The sequence below is a fragment of the Streptomyces polyrhachis genome (assembly GCF_042663125.1).
Lineage (GTDB): Bacteria > Actinomycetota > Actinomycetes > Streptomycetales > Streptomycetaceae > Streptomyces > Streptomyces polyrhachii.
In genome coordinates this window covers 73707-91198 of record NZ_JBHSZO010000025.1, presented here as the reverse complement: position 1 = coordinate 91198, position 17492 = coordinate 73707, and the positions used below count along the sequence as shown (strand labels likewise).

General features: G+C 73.0%; 19 protein-coding genes. 13 read left to right on the top strand and 6 right to left on the bottom strand.

Translation table 11 applies throughout. The features are described 5' to 3' along the window. Positions 1-121: 121 nt before the first annotated feature. Positions 122-982: a dihydropteroate synthase gene (gene folP / locus ACFQLX_RS17070; protein ID WP_386416014.1), complete on the bottom strand. Its 861-nt coding sequence runs from the start codon at positions 980-982 to the stop codon at positions 122-124. A 140-nt stretch (positions 983-1122) separates the two neighbouring features. On the opposite strand from folP, the gene ACFQLX_RS17065 reads away from it, so the two are divergent. Together ACFQLX_RS17065 and ACFQLX_RS17060 are read left to right on the top strand one after the other, a co-directional pair. Beyond that, positions 1123-1494 (top strand): DivIVA domain-containing protein, encoded by a 372-nt coding sequence (locus ACFQLX_RS17065; protein WP_386416012.1) that lies wholly within the window; start codon positions 1123-1125, stop codon positions 1492-1494. After that, positions 1491-2063 carry a DNA-3-methyladenine glycosylase I gene (locus ACFQLX_RS17060; RefSeq protein ID WP_386416010.1) on the top strand — a complete coding sequence of 191 codons (573 nt, stop codon included), beginning with the start codon at positions 1491-1493 and terminating at the stop codon, positions 2061-2063. Before ACFQLX_RS17065 ends, ACFQLX_RS17060 begins: the two co-directional genes overlap by 4 nt. A 54-nt stretch (positions 2064-2117) precedes the next feature. On the opposite strand, the gene chcB is transcribed toward ACFQLX_RS17060, so the two are convergent. Then, a complete protein-coding gene (chcB, locus tag ACFQLX_RS17055) occupies positions 2118-2942 on the bottom strand; it encodes a 2-cyclohexenylcarbonyl CoA isomerase (RefSeq protein ID WP_386416008.1) in 825 nt (274 codons plus the stop codon). A 306-nt stretch (positions 2943-3248) separates the two neighbouring features. Between chcB and ACFQLX_RS17050 the strand changes: the two genes are divergently transcribed. Next, positions 3249-3416, top strand: a complete 168-nt coding sequence (locus ACFQLX_RS17050; protein WP_003966491.1) for a DUF3117 domain-containing protein — start codon at positions 3249-3251, stop codon at positions 3414-3416. 124 nt (positions 3417-3540) lie between these two features. On the opposite strand, the gene ACFQLX_RS17045 is transcribed toward ACFQLX_RS17050, so the two are convergent. Then, entirely contained in the window at positions 3541-4311 is a 771-nt protein-coding gene (locus tag ACFQLX_RS17045) for an O-methyltransferase (RefSeq protein ID WP_386416005.1), read from the bottom strand. Between the two features lie 190 nt (positions 4312-4501). Here ACFQLX_RS17045 and sigE point away from each other — a divergent pair, with 190 nt between their 5' ends. The 5 genes from sigE to ACFQLX_RS17020 all read left to right on the top strand — a co-directional run bounded on the left by sigE (position 4502) and on the right by ACFQLX_RS17020 (position 10053). Next, positions 4502-5320 (top strand): RNA polymerase sigma factor SigE, encoded by an 819-nt coding sequence (sigE, locus tag ACFQLX_RS17040; protein WP_386416002.1) that lies wholly within the window; start codon positions 4502-4504, stop codon positions 5318-5320. After that, entirely contained in the window at positions 5317-5913 is a 597-nt protein-coding gene (locus tag ACFQLX_RS17035; RefSeq protein WP_386416000.1) for an anti-sigma factor family protein, read from the top strand. The genes sigE and ACFQLX_RS17035 overlap by 4 nt, the downstream gene beginning before the upstream one ends. Positions 5914-6635: 722 nt before the next feature. Further along, positions 6636-8588, top strand: coding sequence for a trypsin-like peptidase domain-containing protein (locus ACFQLX_RS17030; RefSeq protein WP_386415999.1), 1953 nt, complete (start codon positions 6636-6638; stop codon positions 8586-8588). A gap of 227 nt (positions 8589-8815) precedes the next feature. Next, entirely contained in the window at positions 8816-9274 is a 459-nt protein-coding gene (locus ACFQLX_RS17025) for a sec-independent translocase (RefSeq protein ID WP_386415997.1), read from the top strand. Between the two features lie 95 nt (positions 9275-9369). After that, complete coding sequence (locus ACFQLX_RS17020; protein WP_386415995.1) at positions 9370-10053, top strand: hypothetical protein; 684 nt, start codon at positions 9370-9372, stop codon at positions 10051-10053. Positions 10054-10137: 84 nt separating this feature from the next. Here the strand turns inward: ACFQLX_RS17020 and ACFQLX_RS17015 are convergent, their stop codons facing one another. Beyond that, positions 10138-11274, bottom strand: coding sequence for an Mrp/NBP35 family ATP-binding protein (locus ACFQLX_RS17015; protein WP_386415993.1), 1137 nt, complete (start codon positions 11272-11274; stop codon positions 10138-10140). A 112-nt stretch (positions 11275-11386) separates the two neighbouring features. Here ACFQLX_RS17015 and ACFQLX_RS17010 point away from each other — a divergent pair, with 112 nt between their 5' ends. After that, a complete protein-coding gene (locus ACFQLX_RS17010; RefSeq protein WP_386415991.1) occupies positions 11387-12157 on the top strand; it encodes a hypothetical protein in 771 nt (256 codons plus the stop codon). Between the two features lie 52 nt (positions 12158-12209). Here the strand turns inward: ACFQLX_RS17010 and ACFQLX_RS17005 are convergent, their stop codons facing one another. Beyond that, positions 12210-12776, bottom strand: a complete 567-nt coding sequence (locus tag ACFQLX_RS17005; RefSeq protein WP_386415989.1) for a hypothetical protein — start codon at positions 12774-12776, stop codon at positions 12210-12212. Between the two features lie 60 nt (positions 12777-12836). Continuing rightward, positions 12837-13946, bottom strand: a complete 1110-nt coding sequence (gene corA / locus ACFQLX_RS17000; protein ID WP_386415986.1) for a magnesium/cobalt transporter CorA — start codon at positions 13944-13946, stop codon at positions 12837-12839. Positions 13947-14519: 573 nt separating this feature from the next. Here corA and ACFQLX_RS16995 point away from each other — a divergent pair. The 4 genes from ACFQLX_RS16995 to ACFQLX_RS16980 all read left to right on the top strand — a co-directional run bounded on the left by ACFQLX_RS16995 (position 14520) and on the right by ACFQLX_RS16980 (position 17468). Then, positions 14520-15131: a suppressor of fused domain protein gene (locus tag ACFQLX_RS16995; protein WP_386415984.1), complete on the top strand. Its 612-nt coding sequence runs from the start codon at positions 14520-14522 to the stop codon at positions 15129-15131. Positions 15132-15211: 80 nt separating this feature from the next. Further along, a complete protein-coding gene (locus tag ACFQLX_RS16990) occupies positions 15212-15850 on the top strand; it encodes a DUF6758 family protein (protein WP_386415981.1) in 639 nt (212 codons plus the stop codon). A gap of 101 nt (positions 15851-15951) precedes the next feature. Next, positions 15952-16800, top strand: coding sequence for a PHP domain-containing protein (locus tag ACFQLX_RS16985; RefSeq protein WP_386415980.1), 849 nt, complete (start codon positions 15952-15954; stop codon positions 16798-16800). Positions 16801-16865: 65 nt separating this feature from the next. After that, positions 16866-17468, top strand: coding sequence for a MarC family protein (locus ACFQLX_RS16980; protein ID WP_386415978.1), 603 nt, complete (start codon positions 16866-16868; stop codon positions 17466-17468). Positions 17469-17492 lie beyond the last annotated feature (24 nt).

The following is a 17492-nucleotide window of genomic DNA, read 5'->3' as shown; positions in this document are numbered from 1 at the left end:
CTTTTCGGAGTCGTCGCTCCGGGCCCCTCCCTTGGGCGGGTGGGTTCCTGGTGCGCTCGGGGGGCGTTCTCGATCCGGGGCCCTCTTCCTTGGGCGGGCGGGTGCGCTCGGGGGTGGTTTTCTATGCCAGGCCGCGGCGGGCCACCGTGGGGGGGCGGTGGCCCGCGATCGCGGTCACCATGTCCAGGATCTCGCGGGTTTCCGTTACTTCGTGGACGCGGTAGACCTGGGCGCCCAGCCAGGCGGAGATCGCTGTGGTCGCCAGAGTGCCCAGGAGGCGTTCCTTCACCGGCTTGTCCAGGGTCTCGCCCACGAAGTCCTTGTTGGACAGTGAGACCAGGACCGGCCAGCCGGTTTCTGTCATCTCGGTCAGGCGGCGGGTGGCCTCCAGGGAGTGGCGGGTGTTCTTGCCGAAGTCGTGGCCCGGGTCGATGAGGATGCTCTCGCGGGGGACGCCCAGTGCCGCCGCCCGTTCGGCCAGTCCCAGCGTCACGCGCAGGATGTCCGCCATCACGTCCTCGTACGTGGTGCGGTGCGGGCGGGTGCGCGGTTGTGCGCCTCCGGCGTGCGTGCACACCAGGCCCCTCTTGTAGTGCGCGGCGACCTCCGCCAGCTTCGGATCGACGCCGCCCCAGGCGTCGTTGAGCAGGTCAGCGCCCGCCTCGCAGGCCGCCGCGCCGACCTCGTGGCGCCAGGTGTCGACGCTGATCACGACGTCCGGATGGCGGTGGCGCACCTCCGCGACGAACGGCACCACCCGCCGCGCCTCCTCCTCGGCCGTGACCTCCTCGCCCGGCCCCGCCTTCACCCCGCCGATGTCGATGATGTCCGCGCCCTGGGCCACCGCCTGCTCCACGCGGGCGAGCGCCGGCTCGTCGAGGAAGGTGGCGCCCTGGTCGTAGAAGGAGTCGGGGGTGCGGTTGACGATGGCCATGACCACCGGCTCGTGCGGTCCGAATTCCCGTGATCCCAGTCGCAGCACGCGCTCACTCCTTTTTGACCCGGGCCGGTCCGGGTTCGTACGGGACGATATCCGCCCGCCCTCGGCGGACGGGCGTGGAGCCCCGCGCCCCCACCGGCATAGGCTGGCCGGCGAGCTTCGAAAACCCCGGGAGGGCGTAGGTGTTCTGGTTCCTGCTGATCGCCATGGTGGCCGTGGTCGCCGCGGTCACGCTCGTCCTGCTCGGCAGCGGTGGCGCCTCGGGCGGCGGCCTCACCGAACCGCAGCCCGAGCAGCTCGCCGACCCGCTGCCGTACGAGCGCCCGCTCACCCGCGCGGACATCGACCGGCTGCGGCTGCCGCCGGCGCTGCGCGGCTACCGGATGGCCGAGGTGGACGACACCCTCGACCGCCTCGCCGCCGAACTCGCCGAGCGTGACGCCCGGATCGCGGAGCTGGAGGCCGCCCTCGCGGGCGCCCGCGCCGCCGCGGTCGCGGCCCAGGAGGCGAGTGCCCCGCAGGACCAGCGACCTGAGCGCAAGGACCTGCGGTGAGCGCGGGCGCGACGGCCGGCGAGGACGGCCTGCGCCGCTGCCCCTGGGGGCTGGCGCCGGCCGAGTACGCCGCCTACCACGACACCGAGTGGGGGCGCCCCGTCCACGGCGACGACGCGCTCTTCGAGCGCCTCTGCCTGGAGGCGTTCCAGTCCGGCCTGTCGTGGCTGACGATCCTGCGCAAACGCCCCGCCTTCCGCACCGCCTTCGCGGACTTCTCCGTCAAGGCGGTCGCCGGTTTCGGCGCCGCCGACGAGGCGCGGCTGCTCGCGGACGCGGGGATCGTACGCAACCGGCTGAAGATCGCAGCGACCCTCGCCAACGCGCGGACGCTGGCCGACTGGGCGCCCGGCGAGCTGGACACGCTCATCTGGTCGTACGCACCGGAGCAGTCCCGCCCGGCCCCGCGCACCCTCGCGGACGTACCGGCGGTGACGGGGGAGTCCACGGCGCTGGCCAAGGAGCTGAAGCGGCGCGGACTGCGCTTCGTGGGCCCGACGACCGCGTACGCGCTGATGCAGGCGTGCGGCCTGGTCAACGACCATCTGGCGGACTGCCACGCGCGCTGAGTCGCAACGCCGTGCGCCCCCGACCGTCCGGCCGGGGGCGCACGCGCGTCACGGTCAGCGCCCCAGGAACCTGGGCTGCTGCTTGGCCACGAACGCCTCCACCGCGATCCGGTGGTCGGCGGAGGAGCCCGCACGGTTCTGCAGCTCGCCCTCCTTGGCGAGGGTCTCCACCAGGCTGTGGCTCGCCCCGTAGGCCAGCGACTCCTTGATCGCCGCGTAGGCGGCGGTGGGCCCCGCCGCCAGCCGCTCGGCCACCGCGCGGGCCTCCTTGGCCAGCTCGGCCGCCGGGACGACGAGGTTGGCGATGCCCAGCGCCCGCGCCTCCGCCGCCGGCACACTGCGCGGGAAGAGCAGCAGGTCCGAGGCGCGGGAGGCGCCGACCAGTCGGGGGAGCGTCCAGGAGACGCCCGAGTCGGCGGTCAGCGCCACGCCCGCGAAGGAGGTGTTGAAGGAGGCCGTGTCGGCCACCACCCGGTAGTCGGCCGCGAAGGCGAAGCCCGCGCCCGCCCCGGCCGCGACACCGTTGACGCCCGCGACGACGGGCTTGGGCATGCCGGCGATGGCCTCGGTGATGGGGTTGTAGTGCTCCCGGACGGTGTCCATGACCGGGCCGGCGGCCTCGTCCGCCGGGGCCATGAGCAGCCCGATGTGCTCCTTGAGGTCCTGGCCCACGCAGAACGCCCGGCCCGTCGCCGTCAGCAGTACCGCCCGCACCGCGGGATCCGCCCCGGCCTCGCGCAGGGTGTCGCGCAGGGCCTCCTTCATGGCGGTGTTCAGTGAGTTCATCGCCTCCGGGCGGTTCAGCGTGATGGTCGCCAGACCCTCGGTGACGTCGTACAGGACCGGCTCGGCGGTGGCTCCAGCCAGATCGGCAGCCATCTCGGCACCCCATTCGTAGCGGCTCGGACCGGGCAGCGTCACCCGGGTCCCCGCCAGGATGACGGACGGGCGGGGGCCTCAGCACCGGGCCGGGGCGGGGATCGGTGTGATCTGCGCGATAACTTTTTCATCCCGTCCGGCAGCGAGAAGGGGGCAGTATCGCAGCCGGGCCGCCGAATTGGGATGTTTTGCGATTGTGCGTTGCGCAGTCGATGCCAACCGATGTTGGTCATCAGGACCTCTGATGCGGGATAATGGCCGAGAACAATTGTGTTCGACGAGCTGGTTTCAGGAAGGGGAACGAGCATGGCGGCCATGAAGCCGCGGACGGGCGACGGCCCGCTCGAGGTGACCAAGGAGGGGCGGGGCATCGTCATGCGCGTTCCGCTCGAAGGTGGCGGGCGGCTTGTCGTCGAGCTGACTCCGGACGAGGCGGACGCCCTGGGCGACGCCCTCAAGAAGGTCGTCGGCTGACTCAGGTGCCACAGCCGACGTCACCCTACACAGCCGCCCCGACCGCTCAGCGGTCGGGGCGGTTCGATTTCGGCCGTCGCCTCCCGGGCCGCTGAGAGCCCGTCTCTCCCGTACGGAGCCGGGCTCAGCGCTTGATCGCGCAGAGCAGCCCGTCGCCCACCGGAAGCAGCGCGGGCAGCAGGATCTGGCTCTCCTTGACCGTACGCAGCAGCTCGCGCAGCTTCAGCACCTCACCGCGATGCACCGCCGGATCCACGGTCCGGCCCTCCGCGAAGACGCCCGCGAAGCAGACCAGACCACCCGTACGCAGCAGGCGCAGTGATTCGGCGAAATACTCCACCGACTCCCAGGGGTCCCCGTCGGCGAAGACCATGTCGTAGCCGCCGTCCGCCAGCCGGGGCAGTACGTCCAGCGCCCGGCCCGCGATGATCCGCGCCCGGTTCGGCGCGAACCCCGCCGCCTGGAACGCCTGGCGCGCGAACTGCTGCAGCTCCGGATCCGGGTCCATCGTGGTCAGCACCCCGTCCGGCCGCATGCCCTGCAGCAGCTGCAGCCCCGAGACGCCCGTGCCCGTACCGATCTCCACCACGGCCTTCGCGTCCGCCGCGGCCGCCAGCAGGCGCAGCGCCGCCCCCGTGCCGTCCGAGGTCGCCGTCACCCCCGTCTCGCGGGCCCGCTGGCGGGCCCAGAGCAGAGCGGTCGCCACCGTCGCGCGCTCGGGGGCCGCGGCGGAGGTCGTCGCGCCGGCCGCCGGGGGAGCGGCGGCGGGGCCGGAGGGCCCGACGGGGGAAGCGCTCTGCGCCGGCCGGGTGGCACCCGCCGCGCCGTACGCTTCGGCGAACGACCAGTTCGCCTGCCGGTTGCCGGTAATGGCCCCTCCCGCTCCGCTCTCCATGCGCCGTGGGCAGCCCACGCCTGAAGTCCCAGCGTGACTGTATCCGTTGGTGGCGGGAACCTGCTGTGCGGTCCGGGCGTTAACAGCAGGTAAGTGCTTGCGGCCAGGTGACCTCCGGTTGCTGAACCGGTCCTAACGCGGCAAAAGACGGAGCGGATAAGCTTATCCGGAGCTAACGGGTGAGGTGGTTATGGTAGGGGGCCTACTGGACATCACCAGAGCCGACAGGGGAGGTGCGGCTGTCTCGACGGCCAGTGACCGCGGCGCGCTAGCGCGTCTCCTTCATCGGACCTCGGGTAAGCCGAAATCCGTGACCGACACCGCTGACAGCGCTCCTCGCGCCACCACCGACACCGTGACCACGCCCGCGCCCGCGTCGCCGACGCCCGCGACGTTCACGGCCGACGAGTCGGTCAAGGGGTGGACTCCGCCCTCGTGGGAGGAGATCGTCAGCGCCCACAGCGGCCGGGTCTACCGGCTCGCCTACCGGCTCACGGGCAACCAGCACGACGCCGAGGACCTCACCCAGGAGGTCTTCGTCCGCGTCTTCCGCTCCCTGTCGACGTACACCCCCGGCACCTTCGAGGGCTGGCTGCACCGCATCACCACGAACCTCTTCCTCGACCAGGTCCGGCGCAAGCAGCGCATCCGCTTCGACTCCCTCGGGGACGACGCGGCCGAGCGACTGCCCAGCCGCGAGCCCACCCCGCACCAGTACTTCAACGACACCCACTTCGACGCGGACGTCCAGCAGGCGCTGGACACCCTGGCGCCGGAGTTCCGGGCGGCGGTCGTGCTCTGCGACATCGAGGGACTTTCGTACGAGGAGATCGCCGCGACGCTCGGCGTGAAGCTCGGCACGGTGCGCAGCCGGATCCACCGGGGCCGCTCCCACCTGCGCAAGGCCCTCAAGCACCGCTCCCCCCAGGCCCGGGCCGAGCGGCGTTCGCTGGCCGCCGGGTTCGCCGCCGGCACCTCTGTGTTCGGAGGGGAGGGCAGGCTCGCGTGAGCGTGGATGGTGGGTTCTCGCCCGCCGAGCACCATCTGGGAGACCGGCTTGCCGCGCTGATCGACGGCGAGCTGGGTCATGACAGCAGGGACCGGGTGCTGGCGCACCTGGCCACCTGCCGCAGGTGCAAGGCGGAGGCCGATGCGCTGCGGCAGCTCAAGAGCGCGCTGGCCGTCGCCGTGCCGCCGCCGTCCGACGGGCTGCTGGCCAGGCTGCAGGGGCTGCCCGGGATGGACGAGGCGGCCCTCTCCCGCACGCCGCTCGACGGGGGCGACGCGGGGTTTCGGGTCCACGAGATAGCGCGCCCCGGCGGAGGACACCGGGGCCGCCGCCTGGCCTTCGCCGCGTTCGGCGGGGTGGCCTTCGCCGCGTTCGCCCTCGGCGGCGCGGTCTCCGGAGCGCCGGAGGCGCCACCGGGGGGCGCGGCACCGGGCCCGACGGTCCGCCCCGCCTCCCCGGCGACCCCGGCGTCCGTCCGCCTGAACAGCACGGGCGTCTACTCCTACTCGGCGCCGCTGCAACCCAACGGAGTGCTGGCCCCCGCCCCGGGGATCAGCGAACCAGTGATCTCCCGCCGGGTCCCACCCCGATAGAACGCCCGTATGGCGCGGGCCAGTTGTCGCAGTACGGGGCCGCGCCCTCGGTGAGGGCTGCGCGGGGCCGGGACGATCAGCGCAGGCGCGCGATGCGCGCCCTCGGTGAGGGCTGCGCGGAGTCCGCGTCGCTGGGGCGGGGCCTCTCCGCGACAACTCCGAAAAGCCATAGGGATTGACTTGCCATCGGTCGATTTGCTGCTCTGTCGGGGGCCTGCGTTGCGGTGGGTCTTTTCGGAGTCGTCGCTCCGGTCCCCTCGCACGGACGCCCAGGTGCAGCCACACCACCACACCGGAAAACACCAAACGGTGAAGCCCACCACCCCACCCAAGCGTCGCGTAGCGACGCAGCGTCACCCGGACCCCCGCAAGTACCCCCCGGCCCCTAAATCCACCCCGGCGCCCACAGCCCATGCGGGGCCGGGCCGCGGGCGCCGCGAAGCGGCGAAGCCCCACCGGCGCGGAGCGCCGCAGCACACCAGCGCCGCGGAGCGGCGCCCCCGCCCCACGTAACCCGCCCCCACGTAACCCGCCCCCACGTAACCCGACCCGACGCGACCCACCCCCCCATGAAATTCGCCCCATCTATTCCCTATCCAACGGATGTGGAAGCCGGGGCTGTCGCGGGCCGGTGCGGGGACCTGGTTGAATCCTCGGGGTGGGCCGACCGGGTGGCTTTCCGGGCGGCGCCACTGGGACGTGCGCTGAGCAATGGGGAGAGCATGGACGAGGGCAAGCCGACGTGGTCGCGACAGGACGCGGGCGGCCGCTCGTCGGATACGGAGGAGGGCGCGACCGTCGTGCCGGAATCCGGCAGCAGCGTCGTGCCCGGCCCCCGGGACGGCGAGGCGAACGAGAGCGCTGCCGCCCCTGAGGCGGCCGAAGCGGCCGAAGCACCCAAGGCGCCCAAGGCGTCTGCGGAGCCCGCGAGCCCCGCGGACGCGGATGAGGCCGACGACGTATCGGACCCCAGAACCAGGCAGTTCCGCACCTTCGACGCGCGAAAGCCCGAGGCACCGGAGGCGGAGGAACAGCCCTCCCGCGAGAACCGCCCGCCCCGCGACGAGCGGCCTTCCCGCGACGACCGCCCGCCCCACGACGACCGCCCCGACTCTCCCACCGACCGCGGACCGCGCCCGGACAGCGACCGCCGCCCCCCGGAAGGCCGCCGCCCCCCGGGCATACGCCCTCCCCGCGAGGACCGCCCCCGCGACGACCGCCGCCCCTCCGACGGCCACCCCGGCCGCCGCGGTGACCGCCCCGGCGACCCCCGTCCCCCCCACGGCTCTCACCGCCCCGGTGGCCGCCCCCCTGGCGCGGCGAACCCCTATGCGGGCCCCCGACCCGGCGCCGCCGCCCCCCAGGGCCCCCGCCCCGCCGGCTTCGGCCAGCCCTCCGGCGGCCCCCGCCCGCACACCCAGCACAGCCCCCAGCACGCCTCCCAGCACGGCCCCCATCCCCAGCACGGCCCCCAGGGCCCCCGCCCGCACGGCCCCGTCCCCCCGCCGCAGGGGCAGCGCTACGACCCCTGGGGCGGCGAGCAGCCCCAGCGCGAGCGAGCCCGCGGTGGCGGCAAGGGACTTGTCGTCGGCGCCATCCTCATCGCGCTGATCGCCGGCGGCGTCGGCGGCGGACTGGGGATCTGGTACGAGCGCAGCGGCGGCGTCGCCGGGACGATCGAGCTGGACCAGTCGCCCGTCGACGGGAACCTCGACCGCGCGCCCGACAGCGTCGCCGGGATCGCGCGCACCGCGCTGCCCGGTGTGGTCACCATCCACGTCAGCGGCGGGGACGAGCAGGGGACCGGCACCGGGTTCGTCCTGGACCGCTCCGGCCACATCCTGACCAACAACCACGTGGTGCAGCCCGCGGCCGAGGGCGGCGAGATAACGGTCACCTTCGCGCACAGCGAGTCCGCGCGGGCCGAGATCGTCGGCCGGGACTCCGGTTACGACCTCGCCGTGCTCAAGGTCAAGGGCGTCTCCAACCTCAAGCCGCTGCCGCTCGGCAACTCCGACTCCGTGGCCGTCGGTGACCCCGTGATCGCGATCGGCGCCCCGTACAACCTCGCCAACACGGTCACCTCCGGCATCATCAGCGCCAAGGAGCGGCCCATCACCGCCGGCGGCGAGACCGAGGGCAGCGACGTCTCCTACGTCGACGCGCTGCAGACGGACGCCCCGATCAACCCGGGCAACTCCGGCGGCCCGCTGCTCGACCGCAAGGGCCGGGTGATCGGCATCAACAGCGCGATCCGCGCCGCCGACGCCCCCAAGGGCGGCAGCGACGGCAGCCAGGGCGGTTCGATCGGGCTGGGCTTCGCCATACCCGTCAACCAGGGCAAGCGCGTCGCGGAGGAGCTGATCAACACCGGCAAGGCACGCCACCCGGTGATCGGCGTCACGCTCGACATGCAGTACACCGGCGCGGGCGCGCGGGTCGGCGACTCCTCCGGCGGCAAGCCCTCGATCACCCCCGGCGGCCCCGCCGCGACGGCGGGCATCCGCCCCGGTGACGTGATCACCCACGTCGACGGCACCCGGGTGCACAACGGCGAGGAGCTGATCATCAAGATCCGCAGCCACCGCCCCGGCGACCGCCTCGGCCTGACCGTAGAGCGCGACGGCAGCGAGATGTCGGTGGATGTGGTCCTGGGCGCCTCCGACGGCGACTGACGGGACCGACTGACGAGACCGGCTGACGGGACCGACGGCCGGCGCCCGTAAAGGCGCCGGCCGGCCGGTGGTCGGCCGGTGGTCGGCCAGCGGTCAGGCAGCCTTGGCCTGACCGTTGCCCGCCGCCACTCCCGGGATGTCGGGGATGCCAGGTACTGTGAACGGGTCTCGCCACCGGGCCGCCGCGGCGTGCCCGCGACTGTGTAACTGCTGCAAGGAGCCGCCAGGTGTTCTTCGACATAGGACCCCTTGAGCTGATCGCGCTCATCATCCTTGCCGTGCTCGTCTTCGGCCCCGACAAGCTGCCGAAGGTCATCCAGGACGTGACGGCGATGATCCGCAAGCTGCGGGAGTTCTCCGACAGCGCCAAGCAGGACATCCGCCGGGAGCTGGGTCCGGAGTTCAAGGACTTCGAGTTCGAGGACCTCAACCCGAAGAACTTCGCCCGCAAGCACCTGCTGGAGAACGAGGAGCTGGGTCTGAAGGACCTGGCCAACGGCTTCGACCTGAAGAAGGAGATGGCCGAGGTCGGCGACGCGGCCCGGACCGTCGCGGACGTGGGGGACGACTCCGCCGCCCCGTCCCAGCCGCGCCCGAGCCTCCGCAAGGAGGCCCCCGGTGAGGCGAAGGCCGCCGACGGCGCGGCGGCGAAGCCCGGTTCGCCCTACGACTCCGACGCCACCTGATCGGACTCAGGCCGTCCCCGGATCGGCCCCCGATCGAGCCCAGTATCGGACGGAATGTCTGGTCGCCCCCCTGGGGGTGGCTATCCTCTCCGACTATGGAGACTACGAGTCGGACAGGGACGACGGATCTCACGCGCGTTCCGGGGGCGGATGCGGCCCCCGGTGAGGCGCGGCCCGTCGACGGGTTTCTGCGCGCGTCGTTCCCCTTCTACGGGTTGGACACGGCCTTCGCGGGCCCACGCTGGCTGCTGCGTACGGGCAGCGGCGCGGACGGCCAGATCGAGCACGGTTCCCTCGGCCACGGCGACACCCCCTCGTATCTGACCGAGGCGTCACCGAGCGCGACGCGCGAGCACCGCTTCGCCGTGGTGGTGACGGTCGCCAGCCGCCCGGTGCGGCGCAGCGCGGACGGGGCGGGCTATCTCGACGCCACCTCCGTCTCCTCCGCCGCCTGGCTGGCCGGCTCCGGCCTGCTGAGCTGCACCTGGCCGGCGCGGATGGAGCGGGGCATGCGCGAGGACTGGCTGGCGCAGCAGACGGGCGTGGCCTGGGAGTTGGCGGACGAGCTGCAGGGCGCCCACGTGTCGTCCGACTGGTCGGCGCTGACGCTGCCCGTCGACGGCCGGCCGCTGCCCTTCCACTACCGCGAGTCCGAGTACGGCTGGGTGCTCGCCGGCTCCACCCACGACGGACAGGCCCATCTGGGCGCGTACGGACGGGGGTTGAGCGCGTACGGGCTCGCCTTCTCGCAGATCGGGGACCTCGCCTCGTACGAGTGACGGCCGAGCGCCCCGACGGCATGCGGAAGGGGGCGGACCGACCGGTCCGCCCCCTTCGCCACGCCCGGAGCGCTCAGCGCCCGCTCAGAACTTGTTGCGCGGCGTCAGCCCCAGCGACATCCCCGACAGCCCGCGCTGGCGCCCGCTCAGCTTGTCGGCGATGCCCCGCAGCGCCGCGCCGGCGGGGGAGTCGGGGTCGGAGAGCACGACCGGCTTGCCCTCGTCGCCGCCCTCGCGCAGCCGCACGTCGATGGGGATGGAGCCCAGGACGGGCACGGTCGTACCGGTGGTCTTCGACAGGCCCTCGGCGACCCGCTGCCCGCCGCCGGAGCCGAAGACGTCGACCATCTCGTCGCAGTGCGGGCAGGGCAGCCCGGCCATGTTCTCGATCACGCCGGCGATCTTCTGGTGGGTCTGCACGGCGATGGAGCCGGCCCGCTCGGCGACCTCGGCGGCGGCCTGCTGCGGGGTCGTGACGACCAGGATCTCGGCGCCCGGGATCAGCTGGGCCACCGAGATGGCGATGTCGCCCGTGCCGGGCGGCAGGTCCAGCAGCAGGACGTCCAGGTCGCCCCAGTAGACGTCGGCCAGGAACTGCTGCAGCGCGCGGTGCAGCATCGGCCCGCGCCAGACCACCGGGGCGTTGCCCGGGGTGAACATGCCGATGGAGATGACCTTCACGCCGTTCGCGGACGGCGGCATGATCATGTTCTCGACCTGGGTGGGACGGCCGTCGGCGCCCAGCATCCGCGGCACGGAGTGGCCGTAGATGTCCGCGTCGACGACCCCGACCTTGAGCCCGTCGGCGGCCAGGGCGGCGGCCAGGTTCACCGTCACCGAGGACTTGCCGACGCCGCCCTTGCCGGAGGCCACCGCGTAGACCCGGGTGAGGTTGCCGGGCTGGGCGAAGGGCACCTCGCGCTCGGCCTTGCCGCCGCGCAGGCCCGCCGCCAGCTCCTTGCGCTGCTCGTCGCTCATCACGTCCAGCTCGACCGTGACGCCCGTCACACCCTCGACGCCCTGGACCGCCTCGGTCACCCGGGAGGTCAGCGTCTCGCGCATCGGGCAGCCGGCGATCGTGAGGTAGATACCGACCGCGACCGAGCCGTCCGTACCGATCTCCACCGACTTGACCATGCCCAGATCGGTCAGCGGGCGGTTGATCTCCGGGTCGTTCACCGTGGCGAGCGCGGCGCGCACCGCTTCTTCCGTAGGAGCCATGCGTCCAAGGGTACGGCGGTTCACGCCGCGCTCCCTATGGCCCCCGGACGAGACGTGGGACACGCCGGGTACTCTCTCGGCAGCCCGCAGGGTCGTGAGAAAGGCATGCGTGATGAGGCAGGCGGTGTCCGCGGCGGTGACGTGCGCGCTGATAACGGCGACGGTCGCGGTGGTGGTCTCGGGCTGCGCACTCCTGCCCGAGGGCGAGGACCCCGACAAGGGGACCAACGGGGTGGGGAAACTGGGCGCCGAGCAGATCGGCTCCAAGGCGCTCGCCGCCGCCGAGAGTGCTTCCTCGGTGCGGCTCTCGGGCAGCCTCGTCAGCGGCGGGAAGCTCTTCAAGCTGGACCTGCGCCTGACGGACAAGGGCGGTACGGGCGAGGTGTCGACCAAGAGCGGCACGTTCTCGGTGCTGCGCGTCGGCAAGGCGCTGTACCTGAAGGCCGACGACGACTTCTGGCTGGCCAAGGGTTCGGAGGGCGCCGAGGGCGCCAAGGAGGAACCCGACCGGACGGACGTGGAGGCGGCGCGCAAGCTCGACGGGATGTACGTGAAGGTCCCGGCCTCCGACTCCTCCTACAAGCAGCTCTCCGGCTTCACCGACCGCCGGGTGCTGCTGGACGGCCTGCTCAAGCTGCACGGCAGGGTCGAGGCGGGCGAGCGGACCGAGATCGACGGCGTCCGCACGATCGGGCTCGTCGTGGACGGCGGGAAGGGCGGCGGCCTCGCGGTCTCGCTGGAGGGGCGGCCCTACCCGCTGCGGGTGGAGCGCGCGGCGGGCGCGGGCGTGATCGAACTGGGCTCGTGGGACGAGGAGTTCGAGGTGAAGGCGCCGCGGAAGGAAGAGGTCGTGGACTACGGGGAGCAGATCACCGAGGACTGACGGGGCGGTGCGCGGGCGTACGGCGGCCCCCGGCGCGCTCAGTCCGCCGTGCTCAGTCCGCCGTGCGGCGGCGCCGGAACAGCAGCTTCGGCAGCCCGGCGGGGATCGGGCGGCGCGTGGTGTTCGGGCTCGGTACGGGAACTGCGGCCAGCGACTTGTCCCCAAGCTCTTCGAGCAGGGGATACCCCATCCCAAGCTCTTCGAGCAGAGGATGCCCCATGGGCAGCCGCTCGTCGGGGCCGCGGACGGCCCGCAGGCTCAGCACCCGCGACTCCCGCGCCCAGCGTCCGGTCATCCCCTCGCCGTCGGGGGCGTTGAGCCGCTTGCCCTTCAGCTCCTCGACCGCGGCCGTCCACGCCTCGCCGCCCGGCGCCAGCTCGCCGACCTGCGCCTGCCAGGCGACGATCCGCCCGCCCTTGTCCTTGCTGCGGGCGACGACCCGCACCACCGCGCCCTCCGCCAGCCCGGTCAGCGGCTGCTCCAGGCCGTCGCCGACGACGTGCACCGCGCCGTCGTGCCAGACGTGCCACAGGGCGCGGCCGTCGACCCAGAGCAGGCCGGACTTCTTCGAGGCTTCCTCGATCAGGGCCTCGCCTACGAGGGCGTCGAACACGGTCATACGAGCGAGGGTAGCGTCCGCCGTACGGGGCCGGGGCGCCGCCCGTGACCTGCGGTGCGGCTACAGCCACCCGTTGCGGCGGAAGCCCCGGTGCATGACCACGCAGATCGCGAGGGTCGCGGCCAGTGTCATCGGGTAGCCGAACCTCCAGTGCAGCTCCGGCATGTAGTCGAAGTTCATGCCGTACACCCCGGCGATCATCGTCGGCACCGCGAAGATCGCCGCCCAGGACGTGATCTTGCGCATGTCCTCGTTCTGGGCGACCGTCGCCTGCGCGAGGTTGGCCTGCAGGATGGAGTTGAGCAGCTCGTCGAAGGAGACCACCTGCTCGTGCACCCGGGCCACGTGGTCGGCGACGTCGCGGAAGTACTTCTGGATCTCGGAGTCCACATAGCGCATCGGCCGCTCGGAGAGCAGCTGCATCGGCCGCAGCAGCGGCGCCACCGCGCGCTTGAACTCCAGCACCTCGCGCTTGAGTTGGTAGACGCGGCTCGCGTCGCCGCCGCGCCGGCCCTGACTGCCTCCGGGGGAGAAGACGTCGGTCTCCACCTCGTCGATGTCGTTCTGCACGGCGTCGGCGACGGTGAGGTAGGAGTCGACGATCTGGTCCGCGATGGCGTGCAGCACCGCGGAGGGGCCCTTCGCCAGCAACTCCGGCTCGCTCTCCAGGCGATGGCGCAGGGAGCGCAGCGAGCCCTGGCCGCCGTGCCGGACGGTGATGATGAAGTCCCGGCCGGTGAAGCACATGACCTCGCCGGTCTCCACCACCTCGCTGGTGGCGGTGAGCTCGGCGTGCTCGACGTAGTGGATGGTCTTGAAGACCGTGAAGAGCGAGCCGTCGTACGGCTCCAGCTTGGGCCGCTGGTGCGCCTGCACGGCGTCCTCGACGGCCAGCGGGTGCAGCCCGAACTCCTTGGCGATACCGGCGAATTCGGCCTCGGTGGGCTCGTGCAGCCCGATCCAGGCGAAGCCTCCCTCGGCGCGCACGCGGCGCATCGCGTCCGCGGAGTCCATGCGCTCGGTGACGCGGCGGCCGTTCTTGTAGACGGCGCAGTCCACGACGGCGCTGACGGTGCGGGGGTCGCGGGTGGTGTCGTACGCGTAAGCGGACTGGCTGCGCTGGCGGGACACCGGGCGGACGGCGTCACGCAGGTCGCGGATCATCGACATGGCAGGCTCCTTCGCGGTCCTGCCGCCGCTACGACGGGGCAGCAATGCCCGAAACGAGGGCGAGCCCGTCCGTTCGTACGAGAGGCGTACGGGACGAGGGGCACGTCCGCAAAGCGGGCACGGCTGACGACGCGGCACTGCGACGGCATGGCGGGAATGACTCGGTGAACGAGTGCTCGACCGTCGTACGCACACAATCCGGTGAACGCCTGGGAGGGGAGGACCTCGGTGGCCGCGCGGCTCTGCGCGGGCGGGTCCGGTGCCTCGGAGTCAGCGGGCGGCGTGCTGGACGGAAGAGCCGCTGGTACTGCGAGGTCGGCTGGGATCCACCGCAGTGCCACCTCCTCCGGCCGGTCCCCGTGGGGACGACGAACAATGCGGGGTCGGCTGGGCCCTACCGGCTGCTGTGCGGCCGGGATGCGGTCGAAGCCTTCCGTGCCCGAGGGCACCTGAGGGCACAGGCTACCAGCCGACGATAGTCACGCAGCGGCGGCGAGCTGCCGCCCGATGCCGCCCGATGCCGCCGCAGCCGGGCTCCGGGCGGCGGCGACGGGTCGGCCTATGCTGGCGGCCATGGTGACTGACGACGTATTGGCGCTGGTCGAGGCGAGGTTGACCGCCACCTTCGGGCGGCCGGACGCGCGTGCGGCGGTGACGTTCCTGGGCGCCGAGCGCATCGAGGTTTTGCGCTTCCTTGAACCTGACGACGGTTTGAACGGCGCATTCGTGCGTTACGTCACGCTCGGCATGTCCGCGCAGCCGATGGGGGACCCGGCGGCGATGCTCGCCGATCCGGTACGGGGCCCGCGCGCGGAGCTGGCCCTCACGCTGCGCCCCGGCGCCGCCCCCACGGACGAGGTGCTGCGCCCGCTGGCGGTGCTGGCGTCCACCCCGCAGGTGGAGGGCGTGGTGGTGGCCCCCGGCGCCTCGCTGGACGTGGGCGAACCCCTGTGGCGGGGCGCGCCGTTCACCTCCGTACTGGTGGCGGAGGCGGGCGGGCTGGTGGCGGACCTGGAGCTGGACGAGCCGATGGACCCGGTGCGCTTCCTGCCGCTGCTGCCGATGACCCCCAACGAGGCGGCGTGGAAACGCGTCCACGGGGCGGAGGCGCTCCAGGAGCGCTGGCTGAAGCAGCGTACGGACCTGCGCGACCCGCTGCGGACGGGCGCGGACCTGTCGGCCTGAGCGGGTCGGGGCCGGGCCGACGCATCCGGACGGGTGATCGTCCTTGACGCGGCGTCAGGCGGGGAGGACCGTATGGCCCTATGAGGGGCGAACCGAGTTGCCCGAAGTGCGGTGGACGGGTGCGGGCGCCCGGTCTCTTCGCCGACTCCTGGCAGTGTGGGCTGCACGGCCCCGTACAGCCGCTGCAGCCGGTCATTCCGCCGAGCGTCGAGGCGCTGGGCGTGACGGTCCACCGGGCGCGGGTGCCGGTGTGGATGCCGTGGCCGCTGCCGCTGGGATGGCTGTTCACGGGGGTCGCCTGCGCCGGCGACGACCGCAGCGGCGGCCGGGCCACGGCGGTGGCGTGCGCGGGCCCCGGCCCGCTGGGCGGCCACGGGGAGCTGCTGCTGATCGCGGAGGAGCTGGGCGTCGGCCTGGGCGCGCGCTACGCGGGCATCGACGGCCCGGACCCGGGTCCCTCGATCCGCGCGGACAGCCCCCCGCACGCGAAGGTGACGGCGGCCGGCCGCCCCACGCCGCTGTGGCTGGTCCAGGACACCCCCGCGGACCGGGCGGTCTTCGCCGGCGAGGCGATGGGCCTGTGGCTGTGGGCGGTGGTCTGGCCGGAGCAGTCGGGCCTGCTCATGTACGACGAGCTGGTCCTGACGGACCTCAGGAACGCGGGCGCGGAGATCGAGCTGATCCCCTGCGGCCCGCTCTCCCCGCGGCTGCTGTCCTGACGGCGGCTTGTGCTCACATCCGCCTCCGGCGGGAGAGGGGGGTACGGGCCGCGGGCCTTCCGGCCTAGGGCATACGCCCCACCCGCGTAAAGTTGCCCGATGTGCGCATAGACCTTCACGCCCATTCCACCGCCTCCGACGGGACCGACAGTCCTGCTGAGCTGGTGCGCGCCGCCGCGCGGGCCGGGCTCGACGTCGTGGCCCTCACCGACCACGACACCACCGCCGGATACCGCGAGGCGATCGAGGCGCTGCCCGCCGGGATGACGCTCGTGCCCGGCGCGGAGCTGTCCTGCCGGCTCGACGGGGTGGGCGTGCACATGCTCGCGTACCTCTTCGACCCGGCCGAGCCGGAGTTCGCGCGCGAGCGGGACCTCGTACGGGAGGACCGGGTGCGGCGGGCGGAGGCGATGACCGGCAAGCTCGTGGAGCTGGGCGCCGGCATCACCTGGGAGCGGGTCCGGGAGATCGCCGCGGGGGGCGCCGTCGGGCGGCCCCACGTGGCCAGCGCGCTGCTGGAGGCCGGTGTCATCGGCAGTATCGACGAGGCGTTCGGGCGCGAGTGGCTCGGCAGCGGCGGGCGGGCCTACGTGGCCAAGCACGAGCTGGACCCCTTCGAGGCGGTCCGCCTGGTGAAGGCCGCCGGCGGCGTGAGCGTCCTGGCGCATCCGCGGGCCGTCAAGCGCGGCCGGGTGCTGCCGGAGTCGGCCGTCGCGGAGCTGGCGGCGGCGGGGCTCGACGGCGTGGAGGTCGACCACATGGACCACGACCCCGCCGCGCGCGCCGGCCTGCGCGGGCTCGCGGCCGAACTGGGCCTGCTGACCACCGGGTCGAGCGACTACCACGGCACGCGCAAGAAGGTCGGCCTCGGCGCGGAGACCACCGATCCGGAGGTCTACGAGCGCATCGTCGGCCGGGCTTCGGGCGCGGCGCCGGTCCGGCGGGACTGAGCCCCGGCGCGTCGGCGCCACCCCCCACATCCCCCCACCCCCCCCCACATCCCCGAGGCACTCCGTTGGACTTCGCCCTCTTCGGCTCCGTCTTCCTCACGCTCTTCGTGATCATGGACCCGCCCGGCATCACGCCGATCTTCCTCGCCCTCTCCGGCGGCCGCCCCGTGAAGGTGCAGCGGCGGATGGCGTGGCAGGCGACCCTCGTCGCGTTCGGGGTGATCGCGCTCTTCGCCGTCTGCGGCCAGCAGATCCTCGACTACCTGCACGTCAGCGTGCCCGCGCTGATGGTCTCCGGCGGGCTGCTGCTCCTGCTGATCTCCCTCGACCTGCTCACGGGCAAGGCGGACGAGCCGACCCAGACCAAGGACGTCAACGCGGCGCTCGTCCCGCTGGGCATGCCGCTGCTCGCCGGGCCCGGCGCGATCGTCACCGTGATCCTCGCGGTGCAGCGGGCGGACGGGGCGGGGCAGTACACGGCCGTGTGGATGGCCATCGTCGCCATGCACGTCGTGCTCTGGCTGACGATGCGCTACTCGCTGCTCATCATCCGCGTCATCAAGGACGGCGGCGTGGTGCTCGTGACGCGGCTGGCGGGCATGCTGCTCGCGGCGATCGCCGTCCAGCAGATCGCGAACGGCATCACGGACTTCATCAACGCCGCGTAGGAGGGGCGGGCGTAAGGGCGGGGG